This is a genomic window from Robertmurraya siralis, from assembly GCF_005502275.1.
Classification (GTDB): Bacteria; Bacillota; Bacilli; order Bacillales; family Cytobacillaceae; genus Robertmurraya; species Robertmurraya siralis.
Map to the genome: position 1 here is coordinate 1 of NZ_SWLZ01000049.1, position 2,912 is coordinate 2,912.

A 2,912-nucleotide genomic window follows, 5' to 3' on the forward strand; every position below is an offset into this window, starting at 1 on the left:
GCTTCCACCTCTGACCTATCAACCTGATCATCTTTCAGGGTTCTTACTAGCTTGCGCTATGGGAAATCTCATCTTGAGGGGGGCTTCATGCTTAGATGCTTTCAGCACTTATCCCTTCCGCACATAGCTACCCAGCGATGCTCTTGGCAGAACAACTGGTACACCAGCGGTGCGTCCATCCCGGTCCTCTCGTACTAAGGACAGCTCCTCTCAAATTTCCTACGCCCACGACGGATAGGGACCGAACTGTCTCACGACGTTCTGAACCCAGCTCGCGTACCGCTTTAATGGGCGAACAGCCCAACCCTTGGGACCGACTACAGCCCCAGGATGCGATGAGCCGACATCGAGGTGCCAAACCTCCCCGTCGATGTGGACTCTTGGGGGAGATAAGCCTGTTATCCCCGGGGTAGCTTTTATCCGTTGAGCGATGGCCCTTCCATGCGGAACCACCGGATCACTAAGCCCGACTTTCGTCCCTGCTCGACTTGTAGGTCTCGCAGTCAAGCTCCCTTGTGCCTTTACACTCTACGAATGATTTCCAACCATTCTGAGGGAACCTTTGGGCGCCTCCGTTACTCTTTAGGAGGCGACCGCCCCAGTCAAACTGCCCACCTGACACTGTCTCCCACCTCGATCAGAGGTGCGGGTTAGAATGTCAATACAGCCAGAGTAGTATCCCACCGACGCCTCCACCGAAGCTAGCGCTCCGGCTTCCACGGCTCCTACCTATCCTGTACAAGCTGTACCAAAATTCAATATCAGGCTACAGTAAAGCTCCACGGGGTCTTTCCGTCCTGTCGCGGGTAACCTGCATCTTCACAGGTACTATAATTTCACCGAGTCTCTCGTTGAGACAGTGCCCAGATCGTTACGCCTTTCGTGCGGGTCGGAACTTACCCGACAAGGAATTTCGCTACCTTAGGACCGTTATAGTTACGGCCGCCGTTTACTGGGGCTTCAATTCAGAGCTTCGCGTAAGCTAACCCCTCCTCTTAACCTTCCAGCACCGGGCAGGCGTCAGCCCCTATACTTCGCCTTGCGGCTTCGCAGAGACCTGTGTTTTTGCTAAACAGTCGCCTGGGCCTATTCACTGCGGCTCTTCAGGGCTATGCACCCTAAAAAGCACCCCTTCTCCCGAAGTTACGGGGTCATTTTGCCGAGTTCCTTAACGAGAGTTCTCTCGCTCACCTTAGGATTCTCTCCTCGCCTACCTGTGTCGGTTTGCGGTACGGGCACCTGTTTTCTCACTAGAGGCTTTTCTTGGCAGTGTGGAATCAGGAACTTCGGTACTTGATTTCCCTCGCTGTCACAGCTCAAGCGTATGGCAAGCGGATTTGCCTACTTGCCGCTCTAACTGCTTAGACGCACATATCCAGCAGTGCGCTTACCCTATCCTCCTGCGTCCCCCCATCGCTCAAACAAAAACGAGGTGGTACAGGAATATCAACCTGTTGTCCATCGCCTACGCCTTTCGGCCTCGGCTTAGGTCCCGACTAACCCTGAGCGGACGAGCCTTCCTCAGGAAACCTTAGGCATTCGGTGGATGGGATTCTCACCCATCTTTCGCTACTCATACCGGCATTCTCACTTCTAAGCGCTCCACCAGTCCTTCCGGTCTAGCTTCAACGCCCTTAGAACGCTCTCCTACCGCGTACACCTACGGTGTACACCCACAGCTTCGGTGATACGTTTAGCCCCGGTACATTTTCGGCGCGGGGTCACTCGACCAGTGAGCTATTACGCACTCTTTAAATGATGGCTGCTTCTAAGCCAACATCCTGGTTGTCTAAGCAACCCCACATCCTTTTCCACTTAACGTATACTTTGGGACCTTAGCTGGTGGTCTGGGCTGTTTCCCTTTTGACTACGGATCTTATCACTCGCAGTCTGACTCCCACGTTTAAGTACTTGGCATTCGGAGTTTGTCTGAATTCGGTAACCCGATGAGGGCCCCTAGTCCAAACAGTGCTCTACCTCCAAGACTCGTTCTTCGTGAGGCTAGCCCTAAAGCTATTTCGGAGAGAACCAGCTATCTCCAAGTTCGATTGGAATTTCTCCGCTACCCACACCTCATCCCCGCACTTTTCAACGTGCGTGGGTTCGGTCCTCCATTCAGTGTTACCTGAACTTCAACCTGGACATGGGTAGATCACCTGGTTTCGGGTCTACGACTACATACTCAAGACGCCCTATTCAGACTCGCTTTCGCTGCGGCTCCGTCTTCTCAACTTAACCTTGCATGCAATCGTAACTCGCCGGTTCATTCTACAAAAGGCACGCTATCACCCAGCATGTTTCCAAAGGAAAATATGCATAGGGCTCTAACTACTTGTAGGCACACGGTTTCAGGTTCTCTTTCACTCCCCTTCCGGGGTGCTTTTCACCTTTCCCTCACGGTACTGGTTCACTATCGGTCACTAGGGAGTATTTAGCCTTGGGAGATGGTCCTCCCAGCTTCCGACGGGATTTCACGTGTCCCGCCGTACTCAGGATCCACTCAAGAGGGAACGAAGTTTCAACTACAGGGTTGTTACCTTCTCTGACCAGCCTTTCCAGACTTGTTCGTTTACTCCGTTCCTTTGTAACTCCGTATAGAGTGTCCTACAACCCCAAGAGGCAAGCCTCTTGGTTTGGGCTAATCCCGTTTCGCTCGCCGCTACTCAGGGAATCGCGTTTGCTTTCTCTTCCTCCGGGTACTTAGATGTTTCAGTTCCCCGGGTCTGCCTTCCATCCCCTATGTATTCAGGTATGGATACCATCCCATTACGGATGATGGGTTTCCCCATTCGGAAATCTCCGGATCAAAGCTTACTTACAGCTCCCCGAAGCATATCGGTGTTAGTCCCGTCCTTCATCGGCTCCTAGTGCCAAGGCATCCACCGTGCGCCCTTTATAACTTAACCATTCGG

At 52.8% G+C, this 2,912-nt stretch carries 1 rRNA gene; it reads right to left on the reverse strand.

From position 1 onward, the window contains the following. Nucleotides 1-2,906 (reverse strand): 23S ribosomal RNA (locus tag FCJ93_RS24525); the annotation flags it as partial. Between the last annotated feature and the right edge of the window lie 6 nt (nucleotides 2,907-2,912).